This window comes from Pseudomonas fjordensis, assembly GCF_976987115.1.
Genome location: NZ_OZ336860.1, coordinates 6,291,070 through 6,306,579, shown reverse-complemented (window position 1 = coordinate 6,306,579; position 15,510 = coordinate 6,291,070). Strand labels below are relative to the sequence as shown.

Annotated in this window: 13 protein-coding genes; 3 read left to right on the top strand and 10 right to left on the bottom strand. The window is 60.5% G+C overall.

Annotated elements, in window-relative coordinates; all coding sequences use genetic code 11:
• Positions 1-146 precede the first annotated feature (146 nt).
• A complete protein-coding gene (betB, locus tag ACWHXD_RS28945; protein WP_032894928.1) occupies positions 147-1,619 on the bottom strand; it encodes a betaine-aldehyde dehydrogenase in 1,473 nt (490 codons plus the stop codon).
• Positions 1,620-1,729: 110 nt separating this feature from the next.
• Positions 1,730-2,323 (bottom strand): transcriptional regulator BetI, encoded by a 594-nt coding sequence (gene betI, locus ACWHXD_RS28940; protein ID WP_044271839.1) that lies wholly within the window; start codon positions 2,321-2,323, stop codon positions 1,730-1,732.
• 390 nt (positions 2,324-2,713) lie between these two features.
• Between betI and ACWHXD_RS28935 the strand changes: the two genes are divergently transcribed.
• Positions 2,714-4,648 carry a BCCT family transporter gene (locus tag ACWHXD_RS28935; RefSeq protein ID WP_238344580.1) on the top strand — a complete coding sequence of 645 codons (1,935 nt, stop codon included), beginning with the start codon at positions 2,714-2,716 and terminating at the stop codon, positions 4,646-4,648.
• Between the two features lie 155 nt (positions 4,649-4,803).
• Here the strand turns inward: ACWHXD_RS28935 and choV are convergent, their stop codons facing one another.
• The 3 genes from choV to ACWHXD_RS28920 form a co-directional block, all read right to left on the bottom strand.
• Positions 4,804-5,982: a choline ABC transporter ATP-binding protein gene (gene choV, locus ACWHXD_RS28930; protein ID WP_138762877.1), complete on the bottom strand. Its 1,179-nt coding sequence runs from the start codon at positions 5,980-5,982 to the stop codon at positions 4,804-4,806.
• Positions 5,979-6,824 (bottom strand): choline ABC transporter permease subunit, encoded by an 846-nt coding sequence (gene choW, locus ACWHXD_RS28925; protein ID WP_003194913.1) that lies wholly within the window; start codon positions 6,822-6,824, stop codon positions 5,979-5,981. The genes choV and choW overlap by 4 nt, the downstream gene beginning before the upstream one ends.
• 69 nt (positions 6,825-6,893) lie before the next feature.
• A complete protein-coding gene (locus ACWHXD_RS28920; protein ID WP_032894932.1) occupies positions 6,894-7,841 on the bottom strand; it encodes a choline ABC transporter substrate-binding protein in 948 nt (315 codons plus the stop codon).
• Between the two features lie 416 nt (positions 7,842-8,257).
• Here ACWHXD_RS28920 and ACWHXD_RS28915 point away from each other — a divergent pair, with 416 nt between their 5' ends.
• A complete protein-coding gene (locus tag ACWHXD_RS28915) occupies positions 8,258-9,634 on the top strand; it encodes an L-serine ammonia-lyase (protein WP_032894933.1) in 1,377 nt (458 codons plus the stop codon).
• A gap of 527 nt (positions 9,635-10,161) precedes the next feature.
• Positions 10,162-11,265, top strand: coding sequence for a choline metabolism transcriptional regulator GbdR (gene gbdR, locus ACWHXD_RS28910; protein ID WP_003194907.1), 1,104 nt, complete (start codon positions 10,162-10,164; stop codon positions 11,263-11,265).
• Between the two features lie 127 nt (positions 11,266-11,392).
• On the opposite strand, the gene ACWHXD_RS28905 is transcribed toward gbdR, so the two are convergent.
• The 5 genes from ACWHXD_RS28905 to choX all read right to left on the bottom strand — a co-directional run bounded on the left by ACWHXD_RS28905 (position 11,393) and on the right by choX (position 15,503).
• Complete coding sequence (locus ACWHXD_RS28905) at positions 11,393-11,656, bottom strand: hypothetical protein (RefSeq protein ID WP_138762875.1); 264 nt, start codon at positions 11,654-11,656, stop codon at positions 11,393-11,395.
• Between the two features lie 223 nt (positions 11,657-11,879).
• Positions 11,880-12,374 carry a thioesterase family protein gene (locus ACWHXD_RS28900; protein ID WP_138762874.1) on the bottom strand — a complete coding sequence of 165 codons (495 nt, stop codon included), beginning with the start codon at positions 12,372-12,374 and terminating at the stop codon, positions 11,880-11,882.
• Positions 12,375-12,493: 119 nt separating this feature from the next.
• A complete protein-coding gene (locus tag ACWHXD_RS28895; protein WP_138762873.1) occupies positions 12,494-13,459 on the bottom strand; it encodes an L-carnitine dehydrogenase in 966 nt (321 codons plus the stop codon).
• 138 nt (positions 13,460-13,597) lie between these two features.
• A complete protein-coding gene (cdhC, locus tag ACWHXD_RS28890) occupies positions 13,598-14,485 on the bottom strand; it encodes a 3-dehydrocarnitine:acetyl-CoA trimethylamine transferase CdhC (protein ID WP_056782933.1) in 888 nt (295 codons plus the stop codon).
• Between the two features lie 73 nt (positions 14,486-14,558).
• Positions 14,559-15,503, bottom strand: a complete 945-nt coding sequence (gene choX / locus ACWHXD_RS28885; protein ID WP_138762872.1) for a choline ABC transporter substrate-binding protein — start codon at positions 15,501-15,503, stop codon at positions 14,559-14,561.
• Positions 15,504-15,510 lie beyond the last annotated feature (7 nt).

The following is a 15,510-nucleotide window of genomic DNA, read 5'->3' as shown; positions in this document are numbered from 1 at the left end:
CAGGTCTGGCGAGTGCTTCGCACTCGATCGCAGGCAAGCCAGCTCCCACATTTGATCGGGTTCACACAGAACAAATGTGGGAGGCGGGCTTGTCGAGTCGTCGCACCGCCGCGATGGCCTCACGGGCAATACAAGACTCGCTGGTGTTAGAACACCGAGGCGTAATCGCCCAATTCAACCTGTACCGATTTGATGCGGGTGAAGTTGTTCAGCGAGCTGATGCCGTTTTCACGGCCCACACCCGACTGCTTGTAGCCACCGACCGGCATTTTCGCGTCGGACTCGCCCCAGGCGTTGATCCAGCAGATACCGGCTTCCAACTGGTGAATCACGCGGTGGGCGCGGTTCAGGTCCTTGGTGACCAAGCCAGCGGCCAGACCGAAGTCGGTGTCGTTGGCGCGGCGGATCACTTCTTCTTCGGTATCAAAGGTGAGGATGCTCATCACCGGGCCAAAGATTTCTTCACGCACGATCACCATGTCGTCGGTGCAGTCGGTGAACACGGTCGGGGCCACGAAGGCGCCTTTGGCGAAGTCGCCGTCGGTCAGGCGGTCGCCGCCGCACAGCAGGCGTGCGCCTTGCTCTTTGCCTTTGGCGATGTAGCCCAGCACGCTTTCCATGTGGGCGAAGCTGACCAGCGGGCCGAAGTTGGTGTTTTCGTCTTCCGGGTTGCCGATGCGAATACGCGCAACACGCTCAACGATCTTGGCTTCGAACGCGGCTTGCAGGTGCTTGGGCACGAACACGCGGGTGCCGTTGGTGCAGACCTGGCCGGAGCTGTAGAAGTTGGCCATCATCGCGGTGTCGGCGGCGCGGTCGAGGTCGGCGTCGTCGAAAATGATCAGCGGGGACTTGCCGCCCAGTTCCATGGTCACGTCTTTGAGCGAGGAGCTCGACGCGCTGGCCATGACTTTCTTGCCGGTGTCGGTGCCGCCGGTGAAGGAGACTTTTTCAATGCGCGGATGCTCGGTCAGCCAGGTGCCGACTTCACGGCCGCTGCCGGTCAGTACGTTGAACACGCCCGCTGGAACGCCAGCCTCGGTGTAGATCTCGGCCAGTTTCAGGGTGGTCAGCGAGGTGACTTCGCTTGGCTTGAAAATCATCGCGTTACCGGCAGCCAGGGCTGGTGCGGATTTCCACAGGGCGATCTGGATCGGGTAGTTCCACGCGCCGATACCGGCAACCACGCCCAGCGGCTCGCGGCGGGTGTAGACAAACGAAGTGTCGCGCAGTGGGATCTGCTCGCCTTCGATGGCGGGCACCAGGCCGGCGTAGTATTCCAGCACGTCAGCCCCGGTGACGATGTCGACGTACTTGGTTTCGGAGAAGGCTTTACCGGTGTCCAGGGTTTCCAGGGCGGCCAGTTCATCGTTGCGCTCGCGCAGGATGTCCACGGCACGACGCAGGATGCGCGAACGCTCCATGGCGGTCATGGCGGCCCAGATTTTCTGGCCTTTTTCAGCGCTGACCACGGCACGTTCAACGTCATCGAAGGTGGCGCGTTGCACTTGGGCGAGAACTTCACCGTTAGCCGGGTTGATGGCTTCGAAGGTGGCATCGCTGCCAGCGTCGCTGTAGCCGCCGTCAATGTAGAGTTTTTGCAGGTCGAAACGGGCCATAAAGTCCTCGCAAGTGCATAAGTGGTTGGCGTTACCCGCCGAACAGTGGGCCATGGGGTTGTGGCAACACTGAGCGGCGGACGTTCAGGGGTTGAGCGGTTATGTGGGCTCTAACTCACCTGCTTGGCCAATTGGAAATCCATGTATTCGTAAGCGATCCGTTGCGCCTGCGCCGTGTCGAAAGCGTCTCCCGACAGGGCGCCGCGCAACCACAAACCGTCGATCAGGGCCGCCAGGCCTCGGGCTGCTTTGCGTGCGTGCGGCAGCGGCAGCACTCGGCGGAACTGGCAGCACAGGTTGGAATACAGACGTTGATCGTTGATCCGCTGCAACCTGTGCAATGACGGGTGGTGCATGCTGGTGGCCCAGAAGGCCAGCCAGGTTTTCATTGCCGGGCCGTTGACCTGGCTGGCGTCGAAGTTACCTTCGATGATCACCTGAAGGTGCGCCCGTGGACTGTCATCCTTCAAGGCACGCCTGCGTTCTTGCACGTTCTCGATCAGCGCATTCATCAGGTAGCGCATCGTCGCTGCGATCAGGCCGTTCTTGTCCTGAAAGTAGTGGCTGATGATGCCGTTCGAGACGCCGGCCAGACGGGCGATCAGCGCAATGCTGGCATCTCCCATCCCGACCCGATCGATGGCCGTCAACGTGGCTTCGATCAACTGCTGGCGGCGTATGGGTTGCATACCGACCTTGGGCATGTAGCACCTCTCCTTAGGCCTGCCGATGGGCGATCCACGTCCGTCGGCTTGAGGGCCAGTCTATTTTGTTTTGATTGAACGTTCAATCAACAAAGAATAAGATCTGCGACAAATGGTCGCTGCCTAAAGATATTTCCTACCTGCGAGCTGCAACCTTCGACACCTGCAAAAACCCTTGAAACAGGCCACTTCAGAGCCTGATCACCGCCTTGGCGGGCTCAAGAATTTTCGGGGTGTCTTTATAACACCCGTCCGTCGACTGCCGAAAAATCGATGTCCCGGGATAACCGTTGCCTTGTGTTTCTCTCTCGCACTGCCTGGAGCATCTGCGCCATGAGTTCTGCCTCTCTTATAAAGACCCCACCGGAAAAGGTCCGGGTCAACGGTTGGGTGTTCTACACCTCCACCGCGCTGATTTTATTGTTGACCGCCATTCTGATCGTCGCCCCGCAGGAGGCCGGGCGCCTGCTCGGTGTAGCACAGGCCTGGCTGTCGAAAAGCTTTGGCTGGTACTACATGGTGGTCATCGCCGCCTACCTGGTGTTTGTGGTCGGCCTGGCGTTTTCGTCCTATGGGAAACTTAAGCTGGGTGCGAAGGACGATACCCCAGACTTCAGCTACGGCGCCTGGGCCGGCATGTTGTTCTCGTCGGGTATCGGCATCTCGCTGTTGTATTTCGGTGCGTCCGAGCCGTTGGACCACTACTTCAACCCGCCCGAAGGCGCTGCGGCCAGCAATGGCGCGGCACGCCAGGCGCTGCAACTGACCTTCCTGCACTGGGGCCTGCACGGCTGGGCGATCTATGCGCTGGTGGGTCTGGCCGTGGCGTACTTTGCCTACCGCCACAACCAGCCGCTGGCCTTGCGTTCGGCGCTGTACCCGCTGGTAGGCGAGCGCTGGGTGAAGGGCGCGGCCGGCCATGCGGTAGACGGTTTCGGTATGTTCGTGACCCTGCTGGGCCTGGTGACCAACCTGGGGATCGGCTCGATGCAGGTGTCGTCGGGGCTGGAAAACCTGTTCGGCATGGAGCACAGCAATACCAATTTGCTGATCGTGATCATCGTGATGAGCACCGTGGCGACCATCGCCGCGGTGTCGGGTGTGGAAAACGGCATTCGTCGCCTCTCCAACCTCAACATCGTGCTGTTCAGCGGTTTGCTGATTTTTGTGCTGCTGTTCGGCCCTACCTTGCACCTGCTCAATGGCCTGGTGCAGAACACTGGTGATTACCTCAACGGGATCGTGCTCAAAACCTTCGACCTGTATGTGTACGAAGGCGACGGTGCCAAGACCGAACGCTGGATGGGCCTGTGGACCCTGTTTTACTGGGCCTGGTGGATTTCCTGGGCGCCATTTGTAGGCATGTTCATCGCGCGTATTTCCCGTGGGCGTACCGTGCGTGAACTGGTGGCTGGAGTATTGCTGATCCCGTTGGGCTTTACCCTGGCGTGGCTGTCGATCTTCGGCAACTCGGCCCTGGATTTGGTGTTGAACCATGGGGCGGTGGAGTTGGGCAAGACGGCGCTGGAGCAACCGTCCATGGCCATCTACCAACTGCTTGAGCATTACCCGGCGTCGAAAGTGGTGATCGGCGTGTCGATCTTCGTGGGCTTCGTGCTGTTCCTGACGCCTGCGGATTCCGGCGCGGTGATGATGGCCAACCTTTCCTGCAAAGGCGGCAACGTGGATGAAGACGCGCCGCACTGGTTGCGTATCTTCTGGTCGGCGGTGATCACCCTGGTGACCATCGGCCTGCTGTTTGCCGGTAACTTCGAAGCCATGCAAACCATGGTGGTGCTGGCGGGGCTGCCGTTCTCGGTGGTGCTGGTGTTCTTTATGTTCGGTTTGCACAAGGCCATGCGCCAGGACGTGGCCATCGAACAGGAGCAGGCGCAATTGGCTGAACGCGGGCGTCGTGGTTTCAGCGAGCGCTTGACGGCGCTGGACCTGCAACCGAGCCAAGCCACCGTGCAGCGCTTTATGGACAAGCACGTAACGCCGGCGTTGGAAGAAGCCGCGATTGCGTTGCGTGATCAGGGGTTGGAAGTGCAGACCTTGCTGGGCAAATCCAAACGCTGCATTGGTGTGCGAATCGAGATGGACGAGGGCAACCCGTTTGTCTACGAAGTGAGCCTGGATGGCTACTCGGCGGCGCCGGCTGATCTGCCTGAAGAAGAGCGCACCCGTTACTACCGTGCCGAGGTGTACCTGCACAACGGGCCGCAGGAGTATGACCTGATGGGCTTCACCCAGGAGCAGATCACCCGGGATGTGCTCGATCAGTTTGAAAGCCATCGGCAGCTCCTTGGCCGGGTCTATAGCTGATGCTTGAAGGCCGGTGGCGTCGTCCTGACGCCACCGGCTCCCTGTAGGAGCGAGCTTGCTCGCGAAAGACGTGAACGATAACGCAGCGCTAATCTGGTAGCTCGTGTTGCTTGCTCGTTTTTCGCGAGCAAGCTCGCTCCTACAGGGGGTCGGTTTTAGCCCAGGTTCTTGCCCAGCAGGGCATGGTAGAGCTCGCTGTCTCCCAAAATCCCCACCACCTTGTTGTTGTCGTGCAGCACCAGCTTGTTGCCTGTCTGGTAGCGAATCTGCAGCGCATCGCGCATGCCGATGTTCGAGTCCACCAGCGTCGGTACGCGGCCCAAGCCTTCCACGGGTTGCCCTGGCGCCCAGTTCTGCAGATTCATCGTCACGCCATTCTGGCGTGCGCCCTGGATGGTGTTGCCTTCGGCCAGGTCCAGCCAGGAGTCGCCACCCGGATCAAGGCACACTGAACCATTCACGCGCGTGCAGTTATCCAGGGTGCGCATCAGGCTGCGCCCGCACAGCACGTTCAGCGGGTTGGTATGGGCGACGAAGGTGCGCACATAGTCATCCGCCGGGTTCAGCACAATCTCTTCCGGCACGCTGTACTGGATGATCTTGCCGTCTTTCATGATCGCGATACGGCTACCGAGCTTGAGTGCTTCGTCCAGGTCGTGGCTGACGAACACGATGGTCTTGCTCAACTTGCGTTGCAGTTCCAGCAGTTCATCTTGTAAGCCTTGGCGGATCAGCGGGTCGAGGGCCGAGAAGGGTTCGTCCATCAGCAGGATATCGGCGTCCATCGCCAGCGCGCGAGCCAGGCCGACGCGCTGCTGCATACCGCCGGACAACTCGTCGGGCTTCTTGTTGCGCCATTGGCTCAGGCCCACCAGTTCGAGTTTCTCATCTACCAGCGTGCGCCGTTCTTTCTCTGGGCGGCCCTGCATCTCCAGGCCGAAGCTGATGTTCTCGCGCACCGTCAGCCAGGGCATCAGGGCGAACTTCTGGAACACCATGGCGATGCGTTTGGTGCGCATCATTTTCAGTTCGGCGGGGGTGCAGGAGGCGATGTCGATCTGGCGACCTTCATGCTCTACAAACAGCTGGCCACGGCTGACGGTATTGAGGCCGTTGATGCAGCGCAGCAAGCTGGACTTGCCTGAGCCCGAGAGGCCCATCAGCACACAGATCTCGCCTTTCTCAATGTCCAGGCTGGCCTTTTCAACGCCGACAATCTGCCCGGTCTTCTTCAGGATTTCATTACGGCTCATGCCCTGGTCCAGCAGCTTGAGCGCTTCGCGTGGGTCTTTGGAAAAGATCACGTCGACATTGTCGAATCGGATAATGCTCATGCATCACCCCCTACTTTAGCGTCGGGTTGTTTGCAGATACGGTCGAGCATGATGGCGAGCAACACAATGGCCAGGCCCGCTTCAAAGCCCAAGGCAATGTCTGCGGTGTTGAGTGCGTTGACCACCGGCTTGCCGAGGCCATCAGCGCCCACCAAGGCCGCGATCACCACCATCGACAGCGACAGCATGATGCACTGGGTAATGCCGGCGGCGATGCTCGGCATGGCGTGGGGCAGTTCAATGCGCGAGAGCAACTGGCGGCGCGAGCAGCCAAAGGCTTTGCCGGCGTCCATCAGCTCTTGCGGGACATCACGGATACCCAGGTAGGTCAGGCGGATCGGCGCGGCAATCGCGAACACCACCGTGGAAATCAGCCCAGGCACCACACCCAGCCCGAAGAGGGTCAGGGTAGGGATGAGGTAGACGAAGGTCGGCACGGTCTGCATCAGATCGAGTACCGGCCGCATCATGGTGTAGAACATCGGTTTATGCGCGGCAACAATGCCCAGCGGCACACCGATGACCACGCAGACCAGGGTGGCGAACAGCACCTGCGCGAGGGTTTCCATGGTTTCCTGCCAGTACCCCAGGTTGAGGATCAGCAGGAAGGAGGCGATGACAAAAACAGTCAGTCCCCATTTACGTTGAATAAAGTGAGCCAGCAGCGCAATCAGACCGATCAATGCCAGTGGATTGAACCAGGTCAGCGCAAACGTCACGCCGTGGATCATCGTTTCCAGTGTCGATGCGATTGCGTCGAAGTAGTTGGCCCCGTGTTGGGTCAACCAGTCGACGAAGGCAGCGATGTACTGGCCTAGTGGGATTTTCTGTTCAGTCAGCATGGTAGTGAATGTCCACATGCGAAGGGGAAAACATCCCAGGCCAGCGCACCGGCCTGGGGTCAGCGGGTGCTATTTGGCGAGGTAAGCTTTAACGGCATCGAGCCCTGGTTTGCCATCAACGGTGGTGACACCGGCGAGCCAGGTGTCGAGCACTTGCGGGTTCTTTTGCAGCCAGGCCTTGGCGGCAGCATCGGCCTTCATCTTGTCGTCCAGGACGTTCCCCATCAGGGTGCTTTCCATGTCGAGGGTGAACACCAGGTTCTTCAGCAACTGACCAACGTTGCTGCACTCCTGGGTGTAGCCTTTGCGGGTGTTGGTGTAGATGGTGGCCTGGCCGTAGTTGGGGCCGAACGAGTCGTCACCACCGGTCAGGTACTTCATCTTGAAGCGGGTGTTCATCGGGTGCGGTTCCCAGCCGAGGAACACGATGGCCTGGTCGCGCTTGGAGGCGCGCTCAACCTGAGAGAGCATGCCGGCTTCGCTGGATTCAACCACCTTGAAGCCGGCGGTTTTGAGGCCGAAGGCATCTTTGTCGATCAGCGTCTGGATGGTGCGGTTGCCATCGTTGCCCGGCTCGATGCCATAGATCTTGCCGTTCAGCTCATCCTTGAATTTGGCGATGTCGGCGAAGTCCTTCAGGCCCTTGTCGTACAGCGCCTGTGGGACTGCCAGGGTGTACTTGGCGTTCTCCAGGTTGGCGCGCACGGTTTCCACGGTGCCGGCATCACGGTACTGCTTGATGTCGTTTTCCATGGTCGGCATCCAGTTGCCTAGGAAAATGTCCATGTTCTTGCCGTCGGCCAGGGACTTGTAAGTCACCGGTACCGAAATCATCGTGGTGCGCGGCTTGTAGCCCAGGCCCTTGAGGATCTCGCTGGTGGTCGCGGTGGTGACGGTGATGTCGGTCCAGCCGACATCGGAGAAGTTGACGGTCTTGCACTGTTCCGGTTCTGCGGCGTGTGCCACGACTGGCAGACTCAGCATGGCGGCCAACAACAACGAGGGTGAACCTTTCATGTGGGTAGACTCCTGTGTCTTTTCTGGCGGCATTCGCCGCGCTTTATAAGTGTTGCGGTTGGAGCGTGAGACAACAGCTCTGGCGCGGTGCCTTGCAAACGAGTCGAGACTGATCATGTACCAGTGAAAATCTGACGCCTACAGGGGGCGTCGTATCCAGTACAGGGAGGGTCGCATCCAGTACCGATGACGTCGCTTACAGGTTTTTCCGAAGGTAAAACTGCTGTTTTTACCCTTCTGCACCGCAAAAAACGGCCAAAACTGGCGTTCGCACGCGAGCGCCGCTGGTGAGCATGAGTGCGTCGGTGTGAGACGCCGTGATGACGAATAAAAGCTTGATGATGCCGCCATCTGGGCGATCTGAGCGTAGCACCTCGTTCAAGCCCGGCCCGTGCTTATCGAGGAGTTTCACGTTAATGGCTATCAGCGTTTTCGACCTGTTCAAGATCGGCATCGGGCCTTCGAGTTCGCACACCGTGGGGCCCATGCGCGCCGCGGCGTTGTTCGTTCAAGGGTTGCGTGAGCGTGGGTGGCTGGAACAGGTGCAGCGTGTCGAAGTGCAACTGTACGGCTCGCTGTCGGCCACCGGCATCGGCCACGGCAGCGACACCGCCACCATCATGGGCCTGATGGGCGAATGGCCGGACGCAATCGACCCCACGCAAATCGGTTCCCGCATTCACACCTTGCGCGAAACCGACACGTTGCTGCTCGACGGGCGGTTGCCGGTGCCGTTTGTGTGGGCCCGGGACATGCGCCTGCTCGATGAGAACCTGCCGTTTCATCCCAACGCCATGACCCTGGTGGTGTTTGGCGAAAACGGCGAGTTGCACCGCGACACCTATTACTCGGTGGGCGGCGGTTTCGTCGTGGATGAAGCCCAGGCCCAAAGTGGTGTGGCGGACATGGACCGTACCGAGCTGCCCTATGACTTTTCCAGTGCCGTGGAGCTGTTGCAGCTGTGCAAGACCCACAACCTGCGCGTTGCCGAACTGATGCTGGCGAATGAAAAAACCTGGCGCAGCGAAGAAGAAATCCGCAGCGGCCTGATGAAGCTCTGGCGCGCCATGCAAGATTGCGTGGAGCAGGGCCTCAAGCACGAAGGCATCCTGCCTGGCGGCTTGAACGTGCGCCGTCGCGCCGCTAAGTTGCACCGCAGCTTGCAGGAGCTGAACAAGCCGAATGTGATCGGCTCGACCTTGAGCGCCATGGAATGGGTCAACCTGTTCGCCCTGGCGGTCAACGAAGAAAACGCCGCCGGTGGGCGCATGGTCACGGCGCCCACCAATGGCGCGGCGGGGATCATCCCGGCGGTGTTGCACTACTTTATGAAGTTCAGTGAAGAAGTCACCGAAGCCAACGTGGTCGACTACCTGCTCGGCGCGGCGGCGGTGGGCATCCTGTGTAAAAAGAACGCCTCGATCTCGGGGGCCGAAGTCGGTTGCCAGGGCGAGGTCGGTTCTGCGTGCGCCATGGCCGCGGCCGGGCTGGCGGAGATTCTCGGCGCCACCCCGGAGCAACTGTGCAACGCCGCTGAAATCGGTTTGGAACATAACCTTGGCCTGACCTGCGACCCGGTGGGCGGTTTGGTGCAAGTGCCGTGTATCGAGCGCAATGCGATCGCGGCGGTGAAGGCGATCAACGCGGCGCAAATGGCGTTGCGTGGCGATGGCCAGCACTTCATCTCGTTGGACCGGGTGATCCGCACCATGCGTGATACCGGGGCTGATATGCATGACAAGTACAAAGAGACATCGCGGGGTGGGTTGGCGGTGAGTGCGGTTGAATGTTGAGTCAGTGACATGATCGTTCCCACGCTCCGCGTGGGAATGCCGCCCCGGACGCTCCGCGTCCCATGGGTGACGCAGGGCGTCACAGGATGCATGCCCACGCAGAGCGTGGGAACGAGCCGAACAGAGGAGCATCATTGCTCACAAAGTGAACATCCCGGCCAAAATCGCCACCTTTTAGCGCGTCGCAAATAGATAAGTAGCTTCCGAACGATTCCTACACGATCACACGCCTGATGTGCTTTGGGTGACAGACTTCTCCTACGCCCGCAAAGCGCCTTCCCACAAGTGCTACCGATCTGCTCACACCCCTTGAACCCCGCCCGTTATGCGTCATATCCCGCACTTCACGCGCGGGCTTGTATAGACGCATCAACAGGTCGTTTTCAGGAGTTCTTGAATAGCCATTCAATTTTAGGCATGGCATTTGCTCTATCAATTGCAAAGCCTCTCCTTTTCAGGACGAGCGCAATAACAAGAGCCTCGCCTGAGGCCACCACCTGCTTTGTGTGATGTGAGGAGATACTGCGATGACGTCGACCAACTCCGGGGCCCAACCCCAGAACCGTGCGCCTCAATCCATCGGCTTTTTGCTGCTGGACAATTTCACGCTGATTTCCCTGGCGTCAGCCGTGGAGCCACTGCGCATGGCCAACCAGCTGTCCGGCCGCGAGCTGTATCGCTGGACAACCCTGAGTGTCGACGGCAACCAGGTGTGGGCCAGCGATGGCCTGCAAATCACCCCCGATGCCTCCATGCACAAAGCACCCGTCCTGGACACGGTCATCGTGTGCGGCGGCGTGGGTATCCAGCGCACCGTCACCCGTGAACATGTGTCGTGGCTGCAAAGCCAGGCACGCCAGTCTCGTCGCCTCGGCGCAGTGTGCACCGGCAGCTGGGCCCTGGCCTGCGCGGGCTTGCTCGACGGCTTTGATTGCAGCGTGCACTGGGAATGCCTGGCGTCGATGCAGGAAGCCTTCCCGCGGGTGGCCATGAGCACGCGCCTGTTCACCCTCGACCGTAACCGCTTCACCAGCTCCGGCGGCACCGCGCCCCTGGACATGATGCTGCACCTGATCAGCCGCGACCACGGCCGTGAATTGTCGGCCGCCATCTCCGAGATGTTCGTGTACGAACGCATCCGCAACGAACAAGATCACCAGCGTGTGCCGCTCAAGCACATGCTCGGCACCAACCAGCCGAAGCTGCAGGAAATCGTCGCGCTGATGGAAGCCAACCTCGAAGAGCCGATCGACCTGGACGAACTGGCGGTGTATGTCGCCGTGTCGCGCCGGCAGTTGGAGCGGCTGTTCCAGAAATACTTGCACTGCTCGCCGTCGCGCTACTACCTCAAGCTGCGCCTGATTCGCGCACGGCAACTGCTCAAGCAGACGCCGATGTCGATCATCGAAGTCGCCTCGGTGTGCGGGTTTGTGTCTACGCCGCACTTTTCCAAGTGCTACCGCGAGTACTTTGGCATTCCACCACGGGATGAGCGCGTAGGCTCCAACACCACCCAGCAAGTGGCGATGATGCCGATTCCGCCGGCACTGGTGTTGTCCCCATTGTCGGGGCCGATGTCGGCGTTGAGCCAGGCGCGCAATGAGTCGACGTTTGCCAGCGTAAGGCTCTGACACCGGGCTGCCTTATGGTAGGAGCGAGCTTGCTCGCGAAAAACTCAAGATCGCCGTGGGGTATCTGATGCCCCGCGTTATCGTTGGCGATCTTCGCGAGCAAGCTCGCTCCTACAGAGGATGTATTTCAGGCGCCGGAGCTTTGTTTGAACTGCATCAGCGCCGGCAACAATTGCTTGTCGATCGCCTGCCTCACCGCCGGCAAAATCGTCGCACTGCCGCTGTACATCTTTTCCACCATGCCCTTGAGCGCCTTGGCCCGGGCTTCGCTCAACCCGCGCACCGCACATTCGCAAGCCTGCTCGGCGGTAACGCCGCTGGACACTTCAAAACCCAGCGAGCGCAGTTGGCCCAGCAGGTCATCCTGGTCAATCAAATCCGCGTGCATCATGACGGTCATCCTGGTGTAGGGAGCGGGAATTGACTTGGATTCTGGTAGGCCCCAGGACTGGCGGCAAGGGCAGAATCCAGCGATGGCTCGTATGGCTATGAACAGGTCGTTTTCGGGTCACTTGATCTGACTCGTAACGGGCACACTGAACCCAGGCACGCAGCTTGACGGTTTGGTCACCCTCGAATGCACGGCTCACACAAAGCACTCTGCCCCGATCCCGTCACGGCTGGATCGGGGCTTTTTTTTGCGCGGGCAGCCCGATCACCCGGCCGAGCAGGGCAGGCCGGGGTAGGTCGGCGTGTTCCTGGCTCAGGGCGATGAGTTTTTCCAGGGTGGCGCCGGCAAACGGCGCCGACTGCGGCCCGGCCAGATCGACATGCAGCAGCATCTGCTCGTTACCGGCCAACTCGCGCCCTTCGCCCACAAGGTGGAGGCTGTGATAGAGGTGCAGGCGCTTGGCGTCGTGGGCGATCAGTTGGGTATGCACCTCAACCTCGGCGCCGAGCTTTACCTCGTGCAGGTAGTTCAGGTGCAGCTCCAGAGTGAACAGCGAGTGGCCGCTGGCTTCGCGGTTTTCGCTGTCCAGCCCCAGGGTGTCCATCAGCGCATCGGTGGCGTAGCTGAAGATCAGCAGATAGAACGCGTCACGCAGATGGCCGTTGTAGTCGACCCAGTCCGGCAGGATTTTGGTGGTGTAGGTGGTCAGTGCGGGCATGGTATGAATTCCAATTTGTAGGAGCGAGCTTGCTCGCGAAAAACTCAAGATCGCCGTGGGGTACCTGATGCCCCGCGTTATCGTTGGCGATCTTCGCGAGCAAGCTCGCTCCTACAGGGTTATTCGGCGAAGTTCATGCCGTGCTTGGCCTTGGTTGTTTTTACGGCTTCCAGTACCGCCAGCAGGCAGTCATCACGATAGCGCTCCAGTGCCGAAATGCTGTGGTTACCTAACTGTTCACTGGTGCCGTCGACCACATCATCAATCAGTTTTTCAGTCAATTCAGGCGCCGGCAGGTAAGTCCACGGCAACTGCAACGCCGGGCCGAACTGGGCCATGAAGTGGCGCATGCCCGCATCGCCGCCCGCCAGGGTGTAAGTGAGGAAGGTACCCATGAACGACCAGCGCAAGCCGGCGCCAAAGCGAATGGCATCGTCGATTTCGCCGGTGGTCGCCACGCCGTCATTGACCAGGTGCAGCGCCTCTCTCCACAGCGCTTCCAGCAGGCGGTCGGCAATAAACCCCGGCACTTCCTTGCGTACATGCAGCGGGCGCATGCCGAGGGATTCATACACCTTGATCGCTGCCCGGATCGCCTCTGGCGCGGTGTTTTTGCCGCCCACCACTTCTACCAGTGGCAACAGGTAGACTGGGTTGAAGGGGTGGCCAACCACGCAGCGTTCCGGGTGGGTGGAGCTTTCATAGAATTCGCTGGGCAACAGCCCGGAGGTGCTCGAACCAATCAAGGCATTGGGCTTGGCTGCGGCGCTGATCTGGCTGTGCAATTGCAGCTTCAGTTCCAGGCGTTCCGGGGCGCTCTCCTGGATGAAGTCGGCGTCTTTTACGCAGTCTTCGATGGTGGTGACAAAGCGCAGGCGGTCTTGGGAGGCTCCGGGCGCCAGGCCCTGTTGCTCAAGGGCGGCCCAGGCGTTGGCGACACGTTTGCGCAAGGCTGCCTCGGCACCGGGGGCGGGGTCCCAGGCGACCACATCCAGGCCATGGGCAAGGGCACGGGATACCCAGCCGCTGCCGATGACGCCGCTGCCCAACGCGGCGAAGGTTTTGATGTCGGTGATAAAGCGCATGGCATATTCCTAAAAAGTTCGGTGATCCCCTGTGGGAGCGGGCTTGCTCGCGAATGCGGTGTGCCAGTGGGTGCATTCGGTACTGACCCACCGCATTCGCGAGCAAGCCCGCTCCCACAGGGTTGTGTGGTGTTTGTGTTAGCCGCGTTGGGTCAGGCCCATCTTGATGCGGCCTTCGGCCGGGGTCAGGACCCGTGCGCCTAACCGGCTGAGAATTTCACTGGCGCGTTCCACCAACTGGCCATTGGTGGCGAGCACGCCCTTGTCCAGCCACAGGTTGTCCTCCAGGCCCACCCGTACGTTGCCGCCCAGCAGCACCGCTTGCGCGGCCATCGGCATTTGCATGCGACCAATGCCGAAGCCGGCCCACACCGCGTTGGCGGGCAGGTTGTCGACCATGGCTTTCATGGTGGTGGTATCGGCCGGTGCACCCCAGGGAATGCCCAGGCACAGTTGGAACAGCGGGTTATCGAGCAACCCTTCCTTGATCATCTGCTTGGCGAACCACAGGTGGCCGGTGTCGAAAATCTCCAGCTCGGCCTTTACGCCCAGTTCCTGGATACGTTTGGCGCCGGCACGCAGCTGCGCCGGGGTGGACACGTAAATGGTGTCGCCATCGCCGAAGTTCAGCGTGCCGCAGTCCAGGGTGCAGATTTCCGGCAGCAGTTCTTCGACGTGGGCCAGGCGGGTCAGCGGGCCGACCAGGTCGGTATTGGGCCCGAACTCCATGGGATTCTCGCCGCCACCGATCTCCAGGTCGCCGCCCATGCCGGCGGTGAGGTTGACGATGATGTCGATGTCGGCCTCGCGGATGCGCTCCATCACTTCGCGGTACAGGGCTACATCGCGGCTGAATTTGCCGGTCTGCGGGTCGCGTACATGGCAGTGCACCACGGTGGCGCCGGCCTTGGCGGCTTCCACCGCGGCGGCGGCGATTTGTTTGGGCGTGACCGGCACGTGTGGGCTTCGGGCGGTCGTGTCGCCAGCACCGGTGAGTGCGCAGGTGATGATGACGTCGTGGTTCATGAGGCGGTTCCTTACAGGCGTGGTGGTGCCGTTCGCGGTCGCAAGTGGCCGCGAAACGGTGGTTCGCAAAATGTTATTTGCTGGTCAGTTGCAGGTTGGTCGCGGCGGGTTTGCCGTCGAAAGTGGTGACGCCATCGAGCCAGCGCTGCCGGTCTTGAGGGTGATCCTTGAGCCACTGCCGTGCGGATTCCAAAGCGTCCTTGTGATCCAGCAGCGGCTGCATCATCCGGCTCTCGTCGGCGGCGGTGAACGTCAGGTTGGTCAGTAGCTTATGCACGTTGGGGCACTGCTCGGCGTAGGCCGGCGCGGTCACGGTCCATACGGTAGCCATGCCTTCGTTCGGGCCCAGGGCGTCTTCGCTGCCGGTGAGGTAAGTCATCTCGACGTTGACGTTCATCGGGTGCGGCGCCCAACCAAAGAACACCACGGCTTCCTTGCGGCGCACGGCACGGTCCACTGCGGCCAACATGCCGGCTTCGCTGGACTCCACCAACTGGAACTTGCCCAGGCCGAACTGGTTCTTGGCGATCATTGCCTTGATCTGCGTGTTAGCCCCCGAGCCCGGCTCGATGCCGTAAATCTTGCCGCCCAGTTCTTTCTCGAACCTGGCGATGTCAGCAAAGGTTTGCAGGCCCTTGTCGGCCAGGAAAGTCGGCACTGCGAGGGTGGCGCGAGCGTCTTCCAGGCTGGCTTTGTCGAGGACCTTGACTTGCTTGGCGTCGACGAACGGCGTGATGGTCTGGGTCATCAGCGGGTTCCAGTAGCCGAGAAACAGGTCCAGGCGCTGGTCGCGGATGCCAGCAAATATGATTTGCTGAGAGGCGCTGGTTTGTTTGGTCTTGTAACCGAGGCCATCGAGCAGCACCTGGGCCATGGCGCTGGTGGCGATGACATCGGTCCAGTTGACCACGCCCATGCGCACGTTCTGGCAAGCAGGGGCATCCGCTGCCATGACAGGGGTGCTCAAAATAGCGCTGGCGCTGAGTGCAAGTACGCAGCGGCTGATCAGTCGGTTCATGGGTGAA

Coding starts and splice junctions, on each gene's coding strand:
- ACWHXD_RS28895 (WP_138762873.1), bottom strand. CDS start 13,459: ATGCGCTTTATCACCGACATCAAAACCTTCGCCGCGTTGGGCAGCGGC.
- choW (WP_003194913.1), bottom strand. CDS start 6,824: ATGCTGACTGAACAGAAAATCCCACTAGGCCAGTACATCGCTGCCTTC.
- betI (WP_044271839.1), bottom strand. CDS start 2,323: ATGCCCAAGGTCGGTATGCAACCCATACGCCGCCAGCAGTTGATCGAA.
- ACWHXD_RS28905 (WP_138762875.1), bottom strand. CDS start 11,656: ATGATGCACGCGGATTTGATTGACCAGGATGACCTGCTGGGCCAACTG.
- ACWHXD_RS28920 (WP_032894932.1), bottom strand. CDS start 7,841: ATGAAAGGTTCACCCTCGTTGTTGTTGGCCGCCATGCTGAGTCTGCCA.
- choV (WP_138762877.1), bottom strand. CDS start 5,982: ATGAGCATTATCCGATTCGACAATGTCGACGTGATCTTTTCCAAAGAC.
- gbdR (WP_003194907.1), top strand. CDS start 10,162: ATGACGTCGACCAACTCCGGGGCCCAACCCCAGAACCGTGCGCCTCAA.
- ACWHXD_RS28900 (WP_138762874.1), bottom strand. CDS start 12,374: ATGCCCGCACTGACCACCTACACCACCAAAATCCTGCCGGACTGGGTC.
- cdhC (WP_056782933.1), bottom strand. CDS start 14,485: ATGAACCACGACGTCATCATCACCTGCGCACTCACCGGTGCTGGCGAC.
- ACWHXD_RS28915 (WP_032894933.1), top strand. CDS start 8,258: ATGGCTATCAGCGTTTTCGACCTGTTCAAGATCGGCATCGGGCCTTCG.
- choX (WP_138762872.1), bottom strand. CDS start 15,503: ATGAACCGACTGATCAGCCGCTGCGTACTTGCACTCAGCGCCAGCGCT.
- betB (WP_032894928.1), bottom strand. CDS start 1,619: ATGGCCCGTTTCGACCTGCAAAAACTCTACATTGACGGCGGCTACAGC.